Below are 23,169 nucleotides of genomic sequence, written 5' to 3' on the forward strand. Positions count from 1 at the left end.
TGAATCTCATGCATGAAGTCGCGGTCCAACTTCTGCGTGTCTGCCTCTAGCCCAATGCTGACTGGCAAGTGCCAAAAGCCCTGTGAAGGCGTGGATGGTCACGGCCACGACGGACGCTGTAATGGAGTCTACTGCGGCCGGCGCAATCTCTTCGATCGAATTGACACCGATGGCATCAGTGAGCTCGATTTGCAGCTGGCAACAGCATCGCTTCATCAAAGCCAGCCTCACTACAGATCGTATTGAATAGGGTGGCGAGAACTGGGAAGTAGTGTAACGGGATGAATTTCCCCGGATGAGCGCGTTTCTATGATGCACGAACTCCTCAGACGCCACGCCAGGCTGGTCGGTAACAACTAAATGTTTTATGGGAATCGTCGACCCATATCGCGAAGCGCCAGTTCAGATGCGCGGAGCAGACCTCGTGACTGCGGTTTGCAGCGCGATGCTAATCATATGGTGGCCAATAGTTGTGAATATTCGTGAACTTTTACGATGTTTTTCACGCAGTGTGTCGAATTAGTCAATCAAGAAGAAATGGTGTGGCTTCAACATGTTCCGTTTGATATACATGCGCGCTCATAACAAATCTTCCAGCGTTCGGGGCTGTACCTAAGTGGTTTCATAAGATTCGACGGGGTTTCTTTTCCTTCACTCATTAGATGCGCGCAAATTTCGGAAATTCACTGATTTGTCAGTGGATGGTCTCCGGCATTCCTTGTTCCGAGCATCCGGATCTGACTTCTGTCGGCGTGCGGAGGTCGGAGTTTGAGGGGCTATTTGTGCTACCCGGATTGAAATCGCAATGTGCCTCCAGGCAAGCGGGTGGAAGCAGAGGGCGGGGTGCCGCGTGTGCCGATGCAGAAAGAGTCGATGGCATGTCACAAAGATTCGCAAATACGAGATAAGGCTATCGATATTCTCCCTGGTAGGCGAATCCCGGTCGGTAAATTCGATGACGAATTTTCGAGCAATGGAGTTTGGACCGCGATCGTATTTTTCTGTTTAAGCCGCAGTGAAGCCAGATCAAAGCATTTGTGAACGATCGGGTGAGTGAATAGCGTGAGGATAAGAAATGAACAAGACGTACCGATCGGTCTGGAATGAATCACTGGGTGCATGGGTCGCGGTGTCGGAACTTGACTCCGCCCGAGGCAAGCCCAAGAAATCGAAGGTGGTTCATGTTGCCACCTTGGCTGTAGCGGCTTTAGGTGCGCATGTGCATATTGCGCACGCGCAGTACATTGCCCCGGGCTCTTCCGGCGCGGTCGCCAGCGCGGGTGGTACAACGGCTGTTGGGAACAATGCTTCTGCCGCTGCGAGTAATACAACGGCTGTGGGGCAAGGTGCTATTGCCTCTGCGGGTAATGCAACGGCTTTGGGGCAAGGTGCTACTGCCTCTGGGGGTAGTTCAACGGCTTTGGGGGAAGGTGCTATTGCTGCTAGCTCCTACAATATTGCAATCGGAAATGCGGCCAACGCGAACGGGACGAGTGACGATGCTATTGGCGCCAGTACTACTGCCAGCGGGTATTATTCAGTGGCTTTGGGGCAAACTGCAAAAGCCTTGGGCGATAATGCATCGGCTTTGGGGTCTTATTCTAGCGCCGGTGGCTCGCATACCACGGCTGTTGGCTCTTCAGCTACTGCCGCAGGAACTAATGCAACGGCTCTTGGCAGTGGTAGCACGGCTAATGCCGACTACGCTGTAGCAGTCGGAGCCTACTCCACTGCGAGCGGGGTGAATTCAACTGCCGTTGGTACCAGTGCTATTGCCAGCCAGGATAATTCAGTCGCTTTGGGGCAAAGTGCTGCTGCTGCCGGAGGTTCTTCAACGGCTCTTGGCGTCTTGGCCAATGCGGGCGGGCTGAGTTCAACGGCTCTGGGCATCTCGTCCACTGCCAGCGGGGCTTATGCAGAGGCTTTGGGGCAATCTGCACGTGCCCTCGGGGCGGGGGCAGAGGCGCTGGGATCTTATGCTACCGCGTCAGCGACGGTTGCCACGGCTGTTGGCTATGCCGCTACGGCTAGTGGCGCCAGCGCTGTAGCAATCGGAGTCTCGGCCTTTGCTACAAATTCATATGCGATTGCGTTTGGGGCGACTGCCTCATCGTCGGCGTCCGGCGCCATAGCGATAGGGGGGGCGTCGATAGCGAACGTCGCGGGCTCGGTCGCACTCGGCAATGGCGCGTCTACGATCGGTGGTGCGTCGGCAGCCACGGGCGGCACCGGCACTATCACCAGCGTGACGATTGGCAGTACAACGTATGGGTCGTTTTCGGGAACTAGCGGTTCTGCTGGTGTCGTCAGTGTCGGTAGTCCGGGGTCCGAGCGACGCATACAGAACGTCGCTGCTGGGCTTGTCGGTGCGTCCAGTACCGATGCGGTCAACGGCAGCCAGTTGTATTCGGTCGCAAGTACGGTAGGCTCTAACCTCACTTCACTGTCCACTTCGACGTCGACGGGACTGAACTCATTGTCAACCGGTCTGAGCACGACCAACAGTGCGGTGAGTTCGCTGTCGACCTCGGCATCCACAGGCATCTCGTCGCTGTCGACGGGCCTGAGCACGACCAATAGTTCGGTGAGTTCGCTGTCGACCTCGGCGTCCACGGGTATCTCGTCGCTGTCGACGGGGCTGAGCACGACCAACAGTGCGGTGAGTTCGCTGTCGACCTCGACGTCCACGGGTATCTCGTCGCTGTCGACGGGTCTGAGCTCGCTGTCGACCTCGGCATCCACGGGCATCTCGTCGCTGTCGACGGGCTTGAGTACGACCAACAGTGCGGTGAGTTCGCTGTCGACAGGTCTGAGCACGACCAACAGCACTGTGAGTTCGCTGTCGACCTCGGCATCCACAGGTATCTCGTCTCTCTCGACAGGTCTGAGTTCGCTGTCGGCCTCGGCGTCCACGGGCATCTCGTCACTGTCGACGGGTCTGGCGGCGGCCGCGCTCGGCGTGCTCGTGCTCGCATACGGCGCAATCAGCCTGGGACTCGACTCGCAGGGCCGGCCGATCCGCAATGCGCTCGCCGCGTGGATGCCGCCGACGCGCACGATCAATCTGGCCGAGACGCTGCCGCCGCCGCTGCCGCAGCTCCTGACCGAGGGATGGCTCACCGCGTACAAGCATCCGCAAGGCTGGCTGCTGGTGTTCAAGACCGACGGCGCGTTCGACGTCGGCAAGGCGAGCGTGCGACCCGACTTCGTCAACAACATCGAGCGGTTGGGGCTCGCGTTCGCGCCGTGGCAAGGCGATCTCGAAGTGATTGGCCACACGGACCGGCAGCCGATCCGCACCGGCGAATTCCCGAACAACCAGGCGCTCTCGGAAGCGCGGGCGCGCACGGTCGCCGACGAGTTGCGCCGGACTGCGCTGCCAGGCGGTGAGCGCGCGCCGCAGAACGCGGTGCAGCGAAACATCGAGTACTCGGGACGCGGCGACTCGCAGCCGATCGATACCGCGCAGACGCCTGACGCCTACGAGCGCAACCGTCGCGTCGACGTGCTCTGGAAGGTGATTCCCAGCGGCGCGCCGCGCCACGACCGCGATGTGAATCTGCGCAAACCGGTGTCGCCCACCGAAGCGGCGGCGTACCCCGCGATGCCGGAAGGCGTCGAGATCGCACCCGAACGGCAAGCGCCGGGCTCGGCGACGGAGGGTAATCAGCCATGATCCGCACGACTTTGAGAATGACCGCGGCGATCCTGATCGCGATCCTGATCTGGTGGGTCGGGCCGCTCTTCGCGTTCGGGATCTATCATCCGCTCGGCGCTGTCTGGGTGCGCGAGGTACTCGTCGCGCTCGTGCTGATATGGGGCTTCTGGCCGACGCTCGCGCGGCTGTGGGCGCGTCTCGCGATGAGTCCGCGGCAGGTGAAGGTCGCGCCAAAGGCGAAGCCGCTCGATTTCGTCGACAGGCATCTGCGTGAGCTCGACCGGCAACTGAAGGAGCGCTGGCGCAAAGAGCCGCGCAGCCGCTGGAAACACTGGGCCGGTGCGCTCACGCGCGAACATCGCACGATGCTGCCGTGGTACCTGGTGCTTGGCCCGGAGGGCAGCGGCAAGACCAGCCTCGTCTCGAAGGCGGTCGGCATGTCCGGCCCGCAGCAGGATAGCGTAGCCGGCGCCGACGCCACGTATTCGCGCGGCGATGACTTCAGCTTTCGAATCGCGCGCGACGCGGTATGGATCGAGATCGGTGGCCGTTGGAGCCTGCGCCCAGGCATCGACGAGGTCGAGCTCGGCGGATGGCGCAAGCTGCTGCACGGAATCCGACGGCTGCGCAGGGACGCACCCATCAGCGGCATCTTGCTGTGCGTCGACAGCGCCGCCATGGCCGACGCGCCACTCGACACCCGCAAGGGGCTCGCTGAAGCGGCGCGCGCGCGGCTCGACGACCTGCGCGACGCATTTGGCCAGCAGGTCCAGGTCTACGTCGCGCTGAACGGGCTCGACCGGCTCGATGGTGCGGTGTCCACGCTGTCGCTGCTTGACGGGTCGAAGTGGGCTAAGGGTGTCGGCTTTTCATTGCCCCACGACGACAAGCAGACCGATGCGGCTCACGCCGACACGGCCTGGCAGCACGAATTGCAGGCGCTGCAGGAGCGGGTTCAGCAGCAGGTGCTGTACTCGGCGCCCGCAGCGACCGATGTGTCGATGAACCATGCGCAACTGCATTTCGTCGAGGCACTGAGCCGTCTGCACAAGGCGCTTGTCGCGTGGCTGCATGTCGCGCTCGTGCCTGGCGACGCGCGGCCGTCCGCGCGGCTGCGCGGCATCTGGCTGGGCTCGATGGCCGCGCTCGCGGAGCCGATTCCGGCCATGTCGGGCGCCGGTGCGTCACCTCTGCCTGTGTCGTCGCGGCCGCTGAACGAGCTGTGGACGCCGCTCATCCGGCAAGCCGTACTGGAACGCGACGCGGCGCGGCCGAGTGGTCCGAAGGCGTGGCGCGGCCGCCTCGGCGACGTGCTGCGCTGGTCGGCGGTGCCGCTTGCCGTGCTCGGGCTGCTCGTTTGGCTTGGCTGTGGCTACCTGGCCGAGCGCGACTACCTCGATGGTGTGGAGGCGCAATTCACCGAAGCGAAACGGCTAGCGCAGGCGCAGAGCGCTTACGGTGCGGACGGGGGCTCGCCTCTCATCGAGATCTCGAACCAGATGCGCTACGCGCAACTCCAGGCCGAGGGCGCCGCGGAGGGGATGGTGACGCCTTACCTCGAGCACGGGTTCGTCGCTGAGACCGCAAGCGCGACCTATCACCGGCATCTGCAGAAAATGCTGATGCCCGAGCTGTACAACGAAGTGAGGCGCACGCTCGTGTCGCAGGTCAACGGCGACGGGGGCGACATCTACCAGACGTTGAAGGTCTACCTGATGCTTTGCCGCCCGAATCGCCGCTCGCCCGACGATGTCGTTCGCTGGCTCGATGGCCGCTGGGAGGCGCTATCGGGCGGCCAGTATTCGGCCGACGACCGCAGTGCGCTGCTCAAGCACGTACACACGCTGATCTCGTTGCGGGATCTGCCGGCGACCCCGGCAGATGAAAACCTCGTGCGTTCGGCGCGCGCGAAGGCCGCGCAGATTCCGCTCGTCACGCGCGTGCTGCAGGACATCCGCTCACAGGGACTGCCGGCGCGGGTCAACGACATCTCGCTGTCACGCGCGGCGGGCTTTGAAGCGGCGATGAGTCTGCGCATGCGCAGCAACGTGCCCGCCACCGACACCGCGGTGTCGGGCTGGTTCACGCGAGCCGGTTACGCCGACGTGTTCACGCCGCGGCTCCTGAAGAGCGCACGCGCGATGCTCGAAGAGGAAAGCTGGGTGCTGCGCGACGAAACGTTTTCGGGCAACAGTTTCGAGATCGACGAACTCGTGCAGAAGCTTGCCGATTCCGCGCGCGACCAGTTCCTGCAGGACTACATCGCCGCGTGGCAGAACTTCCTGAACGACGTGACGGTGCGCAGCGTCACAGGCCTTGACGACGCGTCGCAGCTCGCCGCGGCGATGATGGAGGCGCAATCGCCACTCGCCAACCTGCTGCGTTTCGCGGGGCGCGAGACGACGCTGACGGGTTCGGGCGACGAAGGCAACATCGATAGCTGGATCGACCGTCAGAAATACCGTCTCGAAGAAGGGCGGCGACAGATCGATGGTGAGCTGAACGGCCAGCACTATCGGACCGTGATCTTGCCCGAGCACGTCGTCGAGGAACACTTCCAGCCGATTCGCCAGCTTGCCGCGGAGCTCAACCGCAACAGCGCGAGCGCGAGTAATCCGCTTTCGCGGCTGTTCGAGCCGATCTACCGACAGCTCGGGCTCGTCAATGGCGCGCTGCTCGCGGGGCAGGTTCTGCCCGCTCAATACGATGCGTTCGCCCAACTGAAGGAAACAGCCGCCCGTCAGCCGGAGCCCGTGCGGGGAATCATGCTCGACCTCGTCAGCAACGGCAGCACGATGTCAACGCGCGAGACGGGTGCGCTCCTCAATCGCGGCGCGGCAGGCGCGACGAAGATGGTCTGCGATCAGGGCTTCACGAGCCGCTATCCGTTTCGCCGCAACGCGCGGGCAGACGCGGGCGTCGAGGATTTCGAACGGCTCTTCAGTTCACAGGGGCTGATGGCGACTTATTTCCGCGACCATCTCGCCGCCTACGTCGATACATCGGTGAAGCCGTGGCAGGCGTTGCGCTCCAACGGTGGTCCGACCGGGATGGTCAGCCAGTCGGTCCTCAATTCATACGAGACCGCCGATCGCATCCGCGGCGCAGCGCTCGACGATTCGGGGCGTCTTCGCATCGCCATCCTGCAGTCGTTCAAGTTTTGCGGATTTACATCACTTATCCAGAATGCCTCAAAGCGTGCTTCACAGCCTCGGTAAAAGCGTTTACCTTCCGCAAAAAAAGATCCGTCTTACGTCGATAGAATTTCCTTGGCAAATCATCCAGGCAGTGACGTTCTGGTGAACGAAGGAAAATGCGCCGATACGCTGCAATTTCACGAGAACAGATATGAAGAGCGTCGATATTTCCAGATCAGTTGAAGCCATATTTTCCGAAACGAGCCGACAGTGTCTTGCGGAGCAGATAGGCCTCTCATCGGAGATACTCGGTGGGGTCGTTGCTCACTCGAGTTCTGCGCTGATCGCGTCACTTATGGCAGAAGCGGTGATGTCCAACGGTACGAAGGCGGTGTTCTCCGCCATCATGTCGCCTGAGTCGAATGCACGTATCGACCAGCAGTTCTTGAGTCTGTGCCGTGCCGCGTCGACCATTAAAGACCTTGAAACAATAGGAGAATCACTCACCTTGCGCGCTACCGGCAGGCGTATCGCCGTGGCGAGTGAACCGATATCGACGCAAACAGGCATACCGCCTCAGGCGGCCCATGTGATGACCGCGCTGGTGAGTGCGGTGTTGTTTGGCGTACTCAAACATCACGTTCTGCTCGAACAGGGTACCGTGGACGGGTTGCCCGCACTGCTCGGGAGCCAATTGCCGAACATATCGAAGAGTTTGACGGACCGCGCTGCCGAATCGGTCGGATTTGAAAATGCCGGCAATTTCACCAGGTCGATTGCAGCGCGCCTCGAGTCGGCCACGTCGAATACAACTCAGCCGGTATTTAGAGGTCAAAGCGCACCCACTCCTTCAATCCCTGTCACCGCGCATGCAGGCGGCTCACCGGTGGAAAGAACGCGCTCAACGCGCTGGGGGATATGGCTTCTGTTTGGGGTGCTGGCAACCGTACTGACGGGAGTTTTCGCGTACGCCCATTACTTCGGAAATTTAATCAATCCGGTATCGGCCGTATCATCAAACAGTTCGCCCATCGGGCTTGTCACGCCTGCAACCGCGTCGGCGGTTTCTGGCGTTGTCGCTGAGCCGAATTCGCGTTTGCAGGCGCCGCCGGACGGTGCGGCCGCTTCGGAGGCGGAGCCAGGAAGCGTCGCATCTGCCGCGGCGGAAAATCGAATCTTCGGCGCAGCATCGAGCCCTGCGGCAAGTATTTCCATGAGAAGTGGAAAGCTTGCTTTTAATGTCAATCTAGCCGGTATACCTTCGTTGACCGGTACGCTCAGTAGCGATGCGGAGCGGCAGGCGCTAGTCGATGCGTTGACTCGAAGGTTTGGCGCGCGCGGTTTCGTCGCCAATCTGCAAGTTGACACGAGCCTGCGCTCAGCAGATTGGCTGGCGTACATCGACGAACTCTTGTCGCTGATGGCTCTGCCACGCGCTGAGGTCGGAATAGACGGAGGGCGTGTCGAGCTAGGCGGCGCGGCCGCGAACGCGTCCCTTGGCTGGCAAAAGCGCCTGCACGATCTGTTCGGGCCATCCTGGGTCATCGGCCAGTTCAGTAGCGATAAGGCCGTCGATCTCGCAACGCAAGCGTTCCTGAGCGCGATGGCGAGGATGCTGGATACCGGCGGCGCGTGCGTCGGTCCGGATGTCGCCAGAGTACTGAACCTGCAGGTCGTGGACTTCGCGGCATCCAGTGGACATATTCCTTCCTCCGCCAAAGAAAACCTTTCCGAGTCCGCGCAACTGCTCAAGGCATGTTCCGACGACGACCATCCTGTGGCTCTTGATATCAGCGCGTTTTCCGACAACGTCGGGGATGCGCAGGCCAATTTGCAGCTTTCGCAAAAGCGCGCCGAATCGGTTCGCGATTTTCTGATCGGGGAGGGGGTGAAGCCGAACTTGCTGAGGGCGCGAGGTTACGGTGCGACAAGTCCGGTTGCAAGCAATGCGACGGCAGGTGGGCGCTTTGCGAATCGCCGCATCGAATTCGCTGTGGCAAAGCAGGAAGCCGGTTAGAACTGGTTGGGAACTCTGAGCAGTAGCAGCGGTAGTGGGTCTTCTATTTATCGACATCCTCAATTGACCATTCGAGCGGAGCGACCTTCCAGGATCCGAGCTCTTTCGATGTCACAATTCTTGGCAACTCGGGCGCTGGCATCCGGTTACATTCAGTTGCAGGTACTCAATCCAGAACATGACGAGCACCCAAACAAGCTTGGAGCTATCAATGACAACCCCGAATCAGGTTCAAGTGACGCTGTCGTTCCAATTGGAAGATTACGCCGCATTCAAGATGGCCGCGCGAGCTAGCGGTCTCGACGAGCGATCCTTTGGCGTGCTGGCTGTGCATCGCGAGGCCCATCGCGTGTTAGGCGAGGCGCGACTCAATTGCGGGACTGCGTTCCACAATCACCCAGTGTTCTGAGTGGTGCACGCGTAGGGTGTCGATCAAGCGGCCCCTCGCTGTGGTAAATGAAGAATTACCTTTTTCCTCGACTCGATAGAGTTCCGTCGCACATACGCTGATTTTCGCGTCACGAAGTTGGATACTCTGTGAGAAATTTCGGTGATATTGTGGGTAGGTCATAATGAGTGAGTTAGAAGCGAAGGCAATCTCCGAACTGCATCATCGACTTGACGCGATGGAAGCAAAAGTCGCGTCAAATCCGACAATCGTAACGGGAGTGCAAGGGGTGAGAATCATGCGCCTGGTTGCGTTGATGTCGGGTGATGCATTTCACTATGTCCTTGTCAGAGCGAAACGAAAAGGGCGCTGGTGCTAGGGGGAGGATGATGGTATGCCTGTCGCGCCGTGATAGTCGGACCTCGGCGCTTAGTCGACGAATACGTCGACAGTAGAGCCGGAAACGGCTGCATCTGAACCCTCTCGTATGCGAGCATATGCGGATTGACGGATATTATATTAATCTCGATCGGTCCATTGACCGCCGGCAGCTTTTTGATCTGCAACTTGATCAGCTCGGTTTGACCAGCTGGATTCAGCGCTTTACAGCAGTTGATGGAAAGGCAGTGGGCCCATCCGAAGAACAACTAAAAAACAATGTTTGGGCGTGCCGCAAGTCACACGAACTGATCATTCGACATGCCGATCCCGATTCGGCGACAATTATATTTGAAGATGATGTGGAAATTTTTCGAGATTTTTCCTCGACGATCACGAAAGAGAACTTGCAAGGTCTTGTTGAGCAAGCGCCCACTACTGACATCGTATTCCTTGATTGCGCGATGTACTGGCTTAAAGCCCCATTGTTGCTTGCATCGGCGGAAAGGCACCTTAAAAGAAGGATCGACAGCTTGGATGGTGACGATGACGATCGTCACTTTTCCGGGGTCGATATAATCGATGCGAAAGGAACCTATGCTTATTGTTCTGCAGCGTACGTGGTAACGCCGCATGGGAAAAGTACGTTGTTGCGCTTGATTGATAGTGTTCGTGAAGAGGAGTTTGTAGCGATTGATACGTTGTATCGCCGTTGGATCGAGACCGGCGACTTAACATGCAGCCTGTTCGTTCCATTCCTGGCGACACCACGATTCAATATTCAATCAACGATCACCACCAATGAGGATGTATCGCAAACGGTAGATTTGGATGAACATTTGCGAATTAATGTCCTGCGACGCCTTCTATTTGCGGGGAAGGTGGCACTTGACCTGCAAGCGCTAGAGTCAAGCAAGATTGAACGTCCATCTTCATTGGCATATCGGCTTGGAATGCAGGTGTACGAGACGTTTCGGGAAAAGTTCTAAGATGTAGTTTTGATGGTTTAGCTGTAAGCGTTGCGCGGGCCTTGCGACTGCCCACCTCCCATGAAGAGGCATATTGATCCAACGCGGGTCCCCATTTAGGAGAAGTCGCCGTGTCGCCCGGCTTCCGCGGGTCGTATCGAGCGTATGTCGACGGCGGCTTGCCGCGCCGCTGTACGAATAGACGAACGGGACAGTTGTCTACTTTCCTGTCCGGAAGCGGTTCGGAGTCTTTCCCGTCAACCGCTTGAAGAATCGATTGAAATAGGTAGGCTCGGAGAAGCCGAGCAGATCGGCAATCTGGCTCACGTTTAGCGTGGTGTAGACGAGGTTGCGCTTAGCCTCGAGGAGCAGCCTCTGATGCACGATCGAGAGAGCACTTTGATCCGTGAGTCGCTGGCATAGCGTATTCAGATAGACCGGTGTGACACCTAGCAGTGCCGCGTAGCGACTCATTGGAAGATGTTCGCGGTAGTGCTCTTCGATCAGTTTCGAGAAAGCCGACAGATAGCTCTGGCCGCGATCCGGGCGCTCTCCGGCGACGTGGAGCTCTTCGTCCCGTCTTACGATCCATACCACCAGCGCGCCAACAAGTGAGCGCAGAAGAAGGTCACGTGACGGCGCCGGGTTCGCGTACTCCTGGTTGAGCGTTGCACAGAGTGTGTCCAGCCAGGATGTGTCCGTCCCCACAGCATGGCAACTCGGTCGCTGCAAGATTGACCGTTTGTCGTCACCTTGCTCCTGCAACCAGCCAATTAGCGGTGCCGCGATCGTAATGACGAACCCGTCGACGTCCGGACTGAACTGAAACCCGTGCACGCACATGGGCGGCACAACCTGAATTGACGGGCGGTCGATCTGCGTCTGCTCACCCTCGACCTCCAGCAACGCGGTTCCTTTCCGCACATACAGCAGTTGCGTCAGATCAGCGTGCCGATGTCGCCGAATCTCCCAGTCGTGCAGGCTGCTGCGCTCGGGAATCGATTCGCAATGCAGCAGGTCAGGCGTTCGCCATTCTCCGCGTTCGCCATACAATTTGAAGACGGGAATGTTGTGAAGGGTCGAGCGATCCATTTGCTTGCCGATGTCCTGGGCGACTTTTGGCGGACATTTGAAAAGTACAATTTTAACGCTGAAATTTGCCTTACCAAGGGTTATGAATTGAAAAAAAATACAGTTCAAATATGACTTAAGCCGCTACAGCAGTGTCGTCCGGACACGAGGCGGCGATCAGGTGAAACAGTGGAGGAGGTGGAGATGCGAACCAAGGTCGCGATCATCGGCGCTGGCCCGTCTGGGCTGCTGCTTGGCCAGTTGTTGCAAACGGCCGGCGTGGACAACGTCATTCTGGAACGGCAAACCGGCGAATATGTGCTGGGCCGCATTCGTGCTGGGGTGCTCGAGCAGGGCACCGTGGATCTGATGCGAGAAGCCGGTGTCAGTGAACGCATGGATGCGGAAGGGCTTGTCCATGACGGGATCGAACTGGTCTTCGGCGGCCGGCGCGATCGCATTGATTTGAAGAAGCTGACTGGCGGCTCGTCGGTATTGGTTTATGGTCAAACCGAGGTGACGCGCGACCTGATGGAAGCGCGCGCGGCGAGTGGCGCAACCACGATCTACGAAGCCGGCAACGTCCAGTTGCATGACGTGAAGGGGGAAAGTCCCTACGTCACGTTCGAAAAGAACGGTGAGACGTTCAGGCTGGAGTGCGACTACATTGCAGGCTGCGACGGCTTTCATGGCGTAGCGCGCAAGACTATTCCCGAAGAGGTGCTGACGCACTACGAGCGGCTGTACCCGTTTGGTTGGCTTGGTCTGCTCTCCGACACGCCACCCGTCAACCACGAGCTGATTTACGCTCACCACGAACGCGGCTTTGTGCTGTGCAGCCAACGCTCGATGACCCGCAGCCGTTACTACCTTCAGGTGCCGTTGACGGAGAAAGTCGAGGACTGGTCGGATGAGCGCTTCTGGGACGAACTGAAAACCCGTTTGCCGCAAGATGTCGCCGGCAAGATCGTCACGGGCCGTTCACTGGAGAAGAGCGTCGCGCCCCTGCGTAGCTACGTGGTCGAGCCGATGCAGTACGGCAAACTGTTCCTGGTGGGAGACGCGGCGCATATCGTGCCGCCGACCGGTGCGAAGGGGCTGAATCTGGCCGCCAGTGACGTGCGCACGCTTTATCGCATTCTGCGGAGCGTCTATCAGGACGGTCGGATCGACCTGCTCGACAAGTACTCCGAGGTGGCATTGCGACGCGTTTGGAAAGCGGAGCGATTCTCCTGGTTCATGACCAATCTGCTGCACGAATTTCCAGAACGCGATGCATTCGACAAGCGCATGCAACGCACGGATTACGACTACTACACGGGTTCCGAGGCGGGGCTGAAAACCATCGCGGAGAACTATGTCGGTTTGCCGTACGAGCCGATCGAGTAAGGTCACGCGGCGGTCTTGATACCGGGTGGGAGCATCGGCAAATTACGTCGCTGACTCTGCGGCTCATTGGCGGCGGCGATGTCCCGTCGCCAATCCGGTCGAAGGAAGGCGCGTGCTTGCACGCGCAAATCGTAGGGGGCGCCGGTAGATACACAAGTGGTCGTCAACGGATGGCATTGTTATTTGACATAACGTAATTTATCACCAAATCTGATGTCAGAGCTTTTTAGTAATGTCGTGTTCTGGCCATTTGGAAATGTCGTGGTTGGACCTCGGTATGCTTGTCGGTACCCGATGTGCGCGATTGTGGTCTGCTGTCGATCAAACTCGCGCCACAGCCCGAACGGGCGTGTTTTGTTGGCCACCTCCCGTATGGGATGGTGCTGAAGAAATGGTGGTCCGAGTCTGCGGGCTGCGCCGACTCCAGCTTGTGCGCGTGCCACCGCGGCGGCTACGATCGGGAAGTCGAAGCTCTGAGGGCTCGTCAGCACTTCGCGGTTCATCGGTTGAGATCGATTGCTCGCTCGAGTCCCAGTCGACCCGCGGCAGGTTCCGATGTCTCAGTGTATGCGTTTGAGGTTACGAAGAAGCGAATCGCCGTCCTGCGTCACGCGAGGTCGCACTGCCCCCCCGGCGAGCCTTTCCATGGTGACGAGCTGACGTTCAAGCAGCGTATCGAGTTCTTGCCGCTCGGCAATGTGGTCAGCCGAATCCCTGACCAACATCAATGTCGCAAATTCATGAGCGCTGAGCATTCTTGTCTCCTGATAGCCTGGGAAGGTGCTGTATGGATTACGTCGGCTGAGGCGCTCGCTTTTGACGTCGCCTGCCGGTGGCACAACCGCTGCAATGGCGCGGGGAGTTGATGGTAAGGGGGAGCGCAGCGGCGCGGCAATCCAGGGTCGTCCCGCATATTGGGTAGATCGGGGCGCGCTGCACCGCAACAAGTATGGTGGCGGCGAGGCAAATGCGTCTTGCTGGGGGCGGTGGCCGATCGCTCGGGGAGACCAAAACTTCAGCGACAGCGGGTGCGGCCTCCACCCTCTCAAGTTGAGCCAGTCCGGCCGCCATTGACTAGAATTTAGGAATGGTCGCGTTCCCTAAGGAGGCTGCCATGACTCAGTCAATGATCAGTTTTTGGGTTGGCCTTGTGGTTATCGTTGTCGTTGCATCGGCCCTTTCCAGGCGCTACAGGCGCGATCACCCGGGAGAGAGCCTTGGCCAGTGGCTCGACACGCATCATATGAGCTGGATGCATCGCAAGCACTAGCTGGCGGCGCAGGCTTGCGCCGAGGAGCGCTCCCACAGCCTTCACCCTCACCTCGCAAGCTTTCCACGAAGGAAGCGAGATTCCTCGGCGCTACACCTGCTTGGGCGCGGACGTCTCCCGCCGCTCGCGTGGTCCGGGATATCCGTCGATGCGAAAGCCTCGTGCCGATCGTCGACGATCCTGACGCGCCCGACCCGGCCAACCGGACTCGAAGAAGGCAGGCAACTATCTGGAACTAGCGCTGAGCATCGCCGTCGCCCTACCTGACGGACTCGATGCCTCAGGAACTGCACGGTTCCCTCAACCAACTGACGCTTCTCCATCACCAGTTCTGCGCCAAACCGGCACACCGATGGGCAAGACACGCGAGCGAAAAAAAGCTCCCCCGCCCTCAAGAATTGCCGCGCGTTGCCGACATTGCGTACAGAGCGCGTTCGTTTGAATCTTCTGACGTTTGCGCCGGACGATGTATGCTTTCTCGTCAAATAAAAAGCATTAGCCCCATTCAAGGCGGCCCTATGGTGCGCAGCGTCCGCCCGCGTCATGCAGGCAATATTGATTGGGTATTCAAGTCATCTTCGTACGACGGAGGTACTGTGATTCGACATGGCCTTGCCGGGTTGCTGCTGGCGCTGAGCTGTATCGGTAGCGCGATGGCCTCAGGCCCCGAATGCTCGCGGTCATTCACGCTCGCTTTGCACGATCACGGTCTGCTCTATTCCGTCGATACCGACACCGGCATCGACAAGGACTTCGCCGACGAACTGATCCGCCGCAGCGGTTGCCAGATCAGGGTCAGCCTGATGTCGCGGGCCCGCATCTGGAAGCTGATCGAATCCGGCGCACTCGATTTCAGCTTGTCGGGCATCGCTAACGACGAGCGCAATCAGTACGCGGACTTCGCCTGGTATTTCAGCGACAAATACTATCTGCTGGTGCGCAAGGACGCGGGGATCCACCGCCTCGCCGATTTCGAGAACCACGACCAGTTTCAACTCGGCGTGATCCGCAGCTTCCGTTACAGCGAGTCGGCCAACCGGCTCGTCGATACCCTGGCGGCCCAAAACCGCGTCAGTCAGGCCGGCGGTCTCGATCCGCTCTACCAGGCGCTGATTCTGCGGCGCATTCAGGGCATGATTATCGAGCCTTTCGATTACCCTTCGATCGACGAAAAGAAAATCCGCGACGTGACCAGCATCGTGGAATTCGACGACCCCGCCGTCCCTCACGGTCTCATCATGTCGAAGAAAGCACTGCCGCCGGCCGAGCGCGAAAAGTGGCGCGCCCTGGTGAACGAAATGCGTGCGGACGGCACGGTCCGGCGCATCTTTGCGAAGTATTTCAAACCCGACCTCGTCGACTCGATGGTCAATTTCCAGACGCCGTAGTGAACTGGACACGCCTCGTCCTGCTTCCCCTGCTGGTCCTGTCCGCGGCGCTCAGCGTCACGTGGATGCTTTGGGACCATGAGCGGCAAGCGGCCCGTCACGAACTCCTCGGCCAGTTCGACTTCTCGCTCGGCGACGCCGTCAGCCGGATCGAGCAGCGCATGGGCACTTACGAACTCCTGCTGCGCGGCGTGCAGAGCCAGTTTGTCGCGAGCGGCGAGGTCAGCCGCGAGCAATTCCGCGACTATGTCGACACGCTCAATCTCGACCCCAACTTCTCCGGTATTCAGGCGATTGGCGTTGTCGCGTGGGTGCCGCGCGCACAGAAGGCCGAGCATATAGCGGCGATGCGCCAGCAGGGCTTGCACGACTACGCGATCCAGCCTGCGGGCGCGCGCGACGACTACGCGCCCATCATCCAGCGCGAACCCTATATCGGCATCAACCGCGTGCCGCCCGGCTTCGACGCGTGGGCCGACCCCGTGCGGCGGCGCGCCATGGAGCAGGCGCGCGATTCCGGTATGGCGACCATTTCCGGCAAGGTTCGCCTCGCTGTGGACGTCGATGCCAATGCGCGCCCCGGTTTCGTCATGTACCTGCCGATCTACGCGCGAGGTCAGCCGCAGGACAGCGTCGCTCAGCGACGCGCGCACCTGGTCGGCTGGGTTTTCGCGTCTTTCCGGATGCACGACGTTATCGCCAGCCTGTACGGCGAGCAGCCGCCGGGTCTGAGCATCGCGATCTACGACGGCGTCGAACCGTCGGGCGCCGCGCTATTGCACAGGACACCCGGGACGCCCGGTCATCACCTGGCGACGGACATGTCGGCGAATGAATATCTGGTCGTGGGTGGACACGACTGGACACTCTCGATGAGCGCGCAGGACGACTTCAAGGCGCGTTTCGGCCGCAACGCGAGCTTCCAGATCGCGAGCATCGGCACCGGCCTCAGCCTGCTGCTGGCGCTCCTCACCTGGCTCATCATGACGGGCCGCGGCCGCGCTATGCGCCTTGCCTCGGCGATGACGAAGGAATTACGCGAGAGTGAGGAGAAATTCCGCGCGATTGCCGACTGTACCGTCAATTGGGAGATCTGGTGGGGACCGGACGGCAAGCCGCGCTGGATCAACTCGGCCGTAGAGAAGTACATCGGCTATACCGTCGACGAATGCATGGCCTTGAGCGACTTTGCCGGCACGGTGATTTATCCGGAGGACATCCCGCGCGTCGACCCCGAGTTCCGCAAGGCGCTCCAAGGTTTTCGCGGCGATGACCTGGAGTTTCGCTGCGTGCGCAAGGATGGTTCGCTCATGTGGCTGTCCGCGTCCTGGGTTCCGATCAGCGACGCGCGGGGCGATTTCATCGGATTCCGTACGAGCGGCCGCGACATTACCGAGCGCAAACAGGCCGAGGCTGAACTTCGGATTGCCGCGGTCGCATTCGACTCGATGGAGCCGATGATGATCACGGATATCAACGCGGTGATCTTGCGCGTGAACTCGGCGTTCACCGAATGCACCGGTTATACGGCCGAGGAAATCGTGGGCCACACGCCGCGACGACTTCGATCGGGCCGTCACGACGACGCATTTTTCGAGCAGATGTGGGACACGATTCATCGCGCGGGCGGCTGGCAGGGGGAAATCTGGGATCGTCGCAAGAACGGCGAGGTGTATCCGAAATGGATCACGATTTCCGCGGTGGTGGGTGAAGACGGCATCGTCAGCCACTATGTCGTGACGCATCACGACATTACCGAGCGCAAGATCGCGGAAGAAAAGATCAAGGAATTGGCCTTCTTCGACGCGTTGACCCGCTTGCCCAACCGCACCCTGCTACTAGACCGGCTGAAGCAGGCCATCACGGCCAGCGCGCGCAATGCAGTGTGCGGCGCCCTGCTCTTCATCGACCTGGACCACTTCAAGACGTTGAACGATACGCTGGGCCACGACAAGGGCGATCTACTGCTCCAGCAGGTAGCGCAACGTCTGGCGGCGAGCGTGCAGGAGAACGATACTGTCGCCAGGGTGGGCGGTGACGAATTCGTGGTAGTGGTCGGCAATTTGCACAAAAGCCGTCAGGAAGCGGCCCGTCAGACCGAAGCCATAGCCGAAAAGATCCTCGCCGTTTTGAGCAATCCTTATCAGCTCGGGGAGATCGAATACCGCAGTACCGCGAGTATCGGCGCGACTGTGTTCCGCGGCCACCAAGCCTCGATGGACGAACTCCTGAAGCAGGCCGACCTCGCGATGTATCGGTCAAAGGAAAGGGGTCGCAATGCCGTGCGTTTCTTCGATCCGGACATGCAGACCGTCGTACTGGAACGGGCGGCGCTGGAAGTGGGATTACGAAACGCCATCAAGAACAATCAGTTGCTGCTTCATTATCAGGCGCAGATCGATTGCAATCGAATAACGGGCGCCGAAGTCCTGGTACGCTGGCAGCACCCCGAGCGCGGCATCGTGCCGCCCGCCGATTTCATCCCACTCGCCGAAGAAACGGGACTGATTCTCGCACTGGGCAACTGGGTCCTGGAGGCAGCGTGCGCGCAACTGGCACGTTGGGCGACGCGGCCGGACACGGCCCATCTCACGATAGCGGTCAATGTCAGCGTCCAGCAGTTCCGCGAGCCTGATTTCGTGGACAAGGTATTCGCCATCGTTCGCCGTACGGGCGCGCGGCCGAACAGGTTGAAGCTGGAGTTGACCGAGAGCGTGCTCGTGGACAATGTCCAGGACATCATCGAAAAGATGAGCGCGCTCAGGGAGAAAGGTGTCGTTTTCGCACTCGACGATTTTGGTATTGGCTATTCGTCGCTGTCGTATCTGAAGCTCTTGCCGTTGGATCAGCTGAAAATCGACCGCTCCTTCGTGCGCGACGTGCTCGTCGATCCTAACGATGCCGTGATTGCAAAAACCATCGTGGCGCTCGCGCGCAGCCTCGGTCTGGGTGTGATCGCCGAAGGCGTCGAGACCGAGGCTCAGTGTGAGTTCCTCGCTGCGGTGGGGTGTTACGCGTATCAGGGCTACTACTTCTGCCGCCCGCTGCCCGTCGAGGGTTTTGAAGCGGTGCTGAGCAGGTTCGAAGCGCGTCAATGCACGGCCGAGTAATCGGCAGGGGCCTACTCGCGCGCCGACAGCCAGACCGCGAGCAGCAGCCGCAATTCAGCACTGTCGTGCGGCGTAAGCCTTTCGCTGAGGATACGATCGACGTTCGCAACGTGCGCATACACGCCTGCATTCTTGCGCGTACGGCGAAGGCGCACGGCCTGCCCGCTACAACATGCCCATTGCACTCAGGGTGACGCGCAATGGAACGCCGATGCCCGGATCGACCCACCTGTCGCCCCCGGGCATGACCGCGTGGTACGACGTATCGTCGATCTCCCAGTCGTCGAGTACGCCCTTGCATTGCGGACAGCACGGCTTCGAGACGCCGATGCGTGTACATTGCTCCAATAACCCGAGCGATTCGAGCCGTTTGAGGATCTTCATTTCCGCGTGCATGGTGTCGCCTCCTACGCGCACTATCTCGTAGTTGTGCGTGAGCGCGCTGTAGTATCGGACACCGCCAAACTCCTCTGCCGCGTCGACCGCGCGCCCGATTGGGGCGTCGGTCAAGACGATTTCGTGATCCGTCAATTCGATAACGTTCGACGCGATGTACCACTTCTTATCGACATACGCCACCGCCACACAATCCAGATGTGACCGGCGCTGTCGCTTGGGTGATGCTTTCACCGCGGCCGTTCCCGCCGTGAGTCCTCCTGTCCTGCTCCAATTCAGGGCAAGGATATAGCTTGCGACCTTGTCGGGGTGCCATCAGGATTCGGATTTTTTAGCACGATAGCCGCACCGCACAATCAATGAAATCAACGGCTTATCGTCCGATCGTGTTGTCGGCTTGACGATCACTGGACTGATGACTCGCGCCCTTACCCAGTAAGGCTTTGCGGGCCGCTAGCGTACGTTTTTTCCCGAATCCTGAAGGCATCCCATCTCGCGGACAGCCCGATGGGACGCCGCGTAGCCGTCCAGCGTAATCGCTTCGGGAGCGCGCCCCTGCGGTTTGATCGCCTTCGCGAAGAACGCCTTTGCTGCCGCCACATCGCGCCTGGCGCTGAGGCGAGAATCGATCGTCTTTCCCGCAGGGTCGACAGCACGGTAAAGATAGGCCCATTTGCCCCGAATCTTCACGTAGGTCTCGTCGACGCGCCACGACCGACCGGATGTCGCGGCCAGCCGGTTCCAGCGTTTGACGAACTCCGGCGTGTAGTGCTTCACCCAACGCAGGATCGTCGTGTGGGCCAGCGACAGGCCGCGTTCGGCTATCATCTCGACAAGATCTCGCAGGCTGAGCTTTTAGCGCAGATACCAACGTACGCAAAGGACGATGACTTCGCGGTCGAAATGACGGCCGTTGAACAACCACTCCATATCTTTCAGCTTGCTCATTGGCTCATGATCGTCAAAAGCTCAAGGCTAACAGACCGACGCATCGGAATTGCACCATAACCGCTTTCGTCGATGGTCACCGTCTCGGGCGCGCCATTCGAGGCGATCGATGTCTCGAAGTAACGCCGGGCAGCGGTCTTGTCCCGATGGGCGCGTAGCAGAAAGTCAATGGTGTTGCCGTCCCGGTCGACGGCCCGGTAAAGATACCGCCATTCACCCTTGACGCGAATGTACGTCTCGTCCATTCGCCCGCTCTTGCCAACTGGCCGCTTGCGCAGGCGAAACGTTTTCTCCAGCACTGGCAACAGCTTGAGCGCCCAGCGATGCACCGTCGAATGATCAACGCAGATGCCACGCTCAGCGACCATCTCTTCAATGTGACGCAGGCTTAGCGGATAGGCCACGTACCAGCGTACGCACATCAGGATCACGTCGAGCGGGTAATGCAGGCGCTTGAGCACTCGGGCCACTGCGGGATTCAACGTCGTCATCGAAGTTTCTGTCGTTCATCTTATTCCGTACATCATAACGGACCGCGTTACTGCGACAGATCCGTTAATTCGGCGTAGGTCCAACGTCTCTTGTTCGTCATGTTTTCCCCTGTTTAGCTACAGACGAACCTGCTGCCCCGGAGGCTGCCGTTACAAACGTTCACGCCTTGCCAATGGAAGAGACCGAGCCCCACTATCACTAGCAAGACGCTCAGCGTAATTAGCAGAACTAGCCCATTTTTCATGTGTTTTCCGTCGTGTCAGACTTGAATCAGAAACTGCTCCCGCGATTGTCCCTTGATCCAAAGCGGCTCATGCCTCATACCGTTCCATGTGGCACCGGACACGGGATCACGATACTTCGGCGGCTTGGTTCTAGGCTTCGGTCCGCGTTTAACTTTAGGTGGAGCAAACACCTGATCCGGCGCCAGCGAATACTCGCTGACGATCGCCCGGACTTTTCCGATCGCAACGGTAACTTCCTGCTCGCGCGCTGCGTCCGCCGAAGTAATGTTGGTGCGTTTTGCGAAGTAAAGTTGAACCTTCGCCGAATTCAGGTGAATTTGCGCAGTGTTGAAGAATTATTTTCACGCAAAATCAATTGGTTTGGGCTGCTGCGAAGTAAAGTTGGCGCTTTCATGGGGGCGGGTTAATGGCCATGTAGCCGCCGTCCCTACCGCTCGGCAACACCAAAAGCCTGATCGTACTGCCTCGCCCGCTTGACCTCGTCGCCGTGCAGGTAGGTTGACGTGGTCGAGATCGACGCATGGCGCAGGTTGTCGCGCACCATGATCAGCTCGGCCCCGCGCGCGAGCGCATGCGAAGCGTGCGTATGACGCATCCAGTGCGGGCTCGCCCGGCGCAGCTTCGCCGCCATCGTGGGCCGCTCATCCTCGACTGACTCGCCGACCAGCGCGAAGAAGCGCAGCAGCACGCGTCCGAGTCGCGTGGTTTCGATGCCTGCGCCATCTTCCACGAGGCTGGCCACGATGGCCGTTGCAGGGTCCCATCTTTTCCCGTGTGACGGGCAACCGGCGTTGCACCAGGTACTGATCCAGCGCCCTGCGCGCCAGTGCCGGGAGCGCGACCTTGCCAGTCTTGCCGCCCTTGCCGACAAGGTGCAGCCATTGATCACCATGCTCGTCGACGTGGATGTCACCGAGCGTTGCGTCTGTCAGCTCACTGGCTCTCAGGCCTGTCGCGTACCCGAAATCCAGCAAGAACCGAAGGCGCTGTGCGGCCGTCTCGCTCCAGCCGCAGGACCATTCGAGGCCATCGGCGATCGTGCGGAGCAGCAGCCATTCGCCTTCAGTAAAGCCGCGGGTGACGTCGAGGCCCGTCTTCACCCGCCCTCGCACCCTGACACCCGCGAACGGATTCGCGAGGACGTAGCGCTGCTCGACCAGCCGGCGGAACAGTGCCGCCAGGACGGTCAGCGCGTACGCGGCGGAGCGGGTCGACAATGGTCCACTGAACGGCCGCCATTCCACGCTTTGTCGCGTCCGCGACGGCCCGACCCAGCGTTCGCGCGGTGTTGGCCGGCGAAGGAACGCCCGGTAGGCGATCGCATCATCGGTGGTCAGCGAAGACAGCGCACAGCCCCGCGCGACGATCGCCCATAGCATCAGGCATTCCGCCTCCTTCCGGTAGGCGCGCTCCGTGGCGGCGGATTCGTGCAGGGACACCAGGATTGCACGGCCTCGTAGTCGTTCGACGCCTTGAGCAAACATACGTGCGGTGGTGCGCGAAACTGTCCTTGCGAGCCACGGCGCGATCGGCCCTGAAGGTGCTGCCGCAACCAGCGCACGGGCACGTTCAGTCAGAGTTGGATGGGCGGCAAAGAATCCTTCGACGTGGCGTGCGCCTGCAGCGCCGAGCCCGACGATCGTCGTCCACCGGCGCCGCCGGCGCGGAATCCGCACGGTCAAATCTGCGAGCGTCCGGATCCCGTGCGCCTGCAGGGCGGCCACCACCCGTGGAGGCTACCACTGGCCGATGTCATCGGCGATGTGTGGTACCGGTATCGGCAACTTCCGCAGTGCTTCGATCGCACGGGTGACAGCATCAGCGGTCACCGCGGAGCGCTCCCGGAAGTTCACCGTCAGGTCGGCGCGATGCCGGCTCGTCGCAAAGGCGACCAGAACCCGCCGGATGCGGCCGAGCACGCCGCGCGCTGATGCGCCCGGTGCCTTACGGCTGCCCAAATAGCGCATGACTGCCGTACGAGCATCGAGCCCGGTGTACCACGCCCGCAATGCGGCCAGCTCGGCGTCGTCGGGGAAGGCGACGAATTCAGTGTCACGCGTTTTCATGAGTACCAGTTTAGACTGAATTTGCATGCGGACTGATAATATCTCTTATCAGTCTAGGTACGTTTCGCGCACCCAAGAGATTACTCGCCGCGGGTCACTTATTGCCCACGTTCTCCGCCTCCCGGAAAGATGATTTGACACGTCGCATTTTGGATCCCGTTACAACGCCCTTGGCTTCGTCCACGATCACGACCGAGCCGACAAATCAAGCTTTCCCTAGTGGCCGTAATATTCCCAGCGACGCTCGG

General features: G+C 60.0%; 10 protein-coding genes and 6 pseudogenes. 9 read left to right on the plus strand and 7 right to left on the minus strand.

Translation table 11 applies throughout. The features are described 5' to 3' along the window. Positions 1-1,075 precede the first annotated feature (1,075 nt). The 6 genes and pseudogenes from CI15_RS38265 to CI15_RS20320 all read left to right on the plus strand — a co-directional run. A pseudogene (locus CI15_RS38265) lies at positions 1,076-1,801 on the plus strand (ESPR-type extended signal peptide-containing protein); the annotation flags it as partial. Between the two features lie 225 nt (positions 1,802-2,026). After that, positions 2,027-3,676: pseudogene (locus CI15_RS38270) on the plus strand (OmpA family protein); the annotation flags it as partial. Beyond that, positions 3,673-6,813, plus strand: a pseudogene (tssM, locus tag CI15_RS20300) (type VI secretion system membrane subunit TssM); the annotation flags it as partial. The pseudogenes CI15_RS38270 and tssM, both read left to right, overlap by 4 nt. A 193-nt stretch (positions 6,814-7,006) precedes the next feature. Next, positions 7,007-8,812 carry an OmpA family protein gene (locus tag CI15_RS36145; protein WP_082814251.1) on the plus strand — a complete coding sequence of 602 codons (1,806 nt, stop codon included), beginning with the start codon at positions 7,007-7,009 and terminating at the stop codon, positions 8,810-8,812. Between the two features lie 211 nt (positions 8,813-9,023). After that, positions 9,024-9,221 (plus strand): hypothetical protein, encoded by a 198-nt coding sequence (locus tag CI15_RS20315; protein ID WP_062130243.1) that lies wholly within the window; start codon positions 9,024-9,026, stop codon positions 9,219-9,221. Positions 9,222-9,697: 476 nt separating this feature from the next. Then, positions 9,698-10,567 (plus strand): glycosyltransferase family 25 protein, encoded by an 870-nt coding sequence (locus CI15_RS20320; protein WP_062130245.1) that lies wholly within the window; start codon positions 9,698-9,700, stop codon positions 10,565-10,567. Between the two features lie 198 nt (positions 10,568-10,765). Here the strand turns inward: CI15_RS20320 and CI15_RS20325 are convergent, their stop codons facing one another. After that, a complete protein-coding gene (locus CI15_RS20325) occupies positions 10,766-11,638 on the minus strand; it encodes a helix-turn-helix domain-containing protein (protein WP_062130247.1) in 873 nt (290 codons plus the stop codon). A 183-nt stretch (positions 11,639-11,821) separates the two neighbouring features. On the opposite strand from CI15_RS20325, the gene pobA reads away from it, so the two are divergent. Then, a complete protein-coding gene (pobA, locus tag CI15_RS20330; RefSeq protein ID WP_062130249.1) occupies positions 11,822-13,006 on the plus strand; it encodes a 4-hydroxybenzoate 3-monooxygenase in 1,185 nt (394 codons plus the stop codon). A 179-nt stretch (positions 13,007-13,185) separates the two neighbouring features. On the opposite strand, the gene CI15_RS37000 is transcribed toward pobA, so the two are convergent. Then, positions 13,186-13,509: a hypothetical protein gene (locus CI15_RS37000; protein ID WP_161950046.1), complete on the minus strand. Its 324-nt coding sequence runs from the start codon at positions 13,507-13,509 to the stop codon at positions 13,186-13,188. A gap of 57 nt (positions 13,510-13,566) precedes the next feature. Continuing rightward, positions 13,567-13,761, minus strand: a complete 195-nt coding sequence (locus CI15_RS20335) for a hypothetical protein (protein WP_062130251.1) — start codon at positions 13,759-13,761, stop codon at positions 13,567-13,569. Between the two features lie 1,111 nt (positions 13,762-14,872). Here CI15_RS20335 and CI15_RS20340 point away from each other — a divergent pair. After that, entirely contained in the window at positions 14,873-15,664 is a 792-nt protein-coding gene (locus CI15_RS20340) for a substrate-binding periplasmic protein (protein WP_062130422.1), read from the plus strand. After that, positions 15,664-18,774, plus strand: a complete 3,111-nt coding sequence (locus CI15_RS20345; protein WP_062130253.1) for a bifunctional diguanylate cyclase/phosphodiesterase — start codon at positions 15,664-15,666, stop codon at positions 18,772-18,774. Before CI15_RS20340 ends, CI15_RS20345 begins: the two co-directional genes overlap by 1 nt. Positions 18,775-18,939: 165 nt before the next feature. On the opposite strand, the gene CI15_RS20350 is transcribed toward CI15_RS20345, so the two are convergent. The 4 genes and pseudogenes from CI15_RS20350 to CI15_RS20365 all read right to left on the minus strand — a co-directional run bounded on the left by CI15_RS20350 (position 18,940) and on the right by CI15_RS20365 (position 22,921). Beyond that, complete coding sequence (locus CI15_RS20350; protein ID WP_062130255.1) at positions 18,940-19,353, minus strand: hypothetical protein; 414 nt, start codon at positions 19,351-19,353, stop codon at positions 18,940-18,942. A gap of 306 nt (positions 19,354-19,659) precedes the next feature. After that, positions 19,660-20,118: pseudogene (locus tag CI15_RS20355) on the minus strand (IS6 family transposase); the annotation flags it as partial. Positions 20,119-20,135: 17 nt separating this feature from the next. After that, a pseudogene (locus CI15_RS20360) lies at positions 20,136-20,609 on the minus strand (IS6 family transposase); the annotation flags it as partial. Positions 20,610-21,282: 673 nt separating this feature from the next. Continuing rightward, positions 21,283-22,921, minus strand: a pseudogene (locus tag CI15_RS20365) (phage integrase family protein). Positions 22,922-23,169 lie beyond the last annotated feature (248 nt).

Origin of the sequence: Paraburkholderia monticola (assembly GCF_001580545.1) — a bacterium.
GTDB classification, from domain to species: Bacteria; Pseudomonadota; Gammaproteobacteria; order Burkholderiales; family Burkholderiaceae; genus Paraburkholderia; species Paraburkholderia monticola.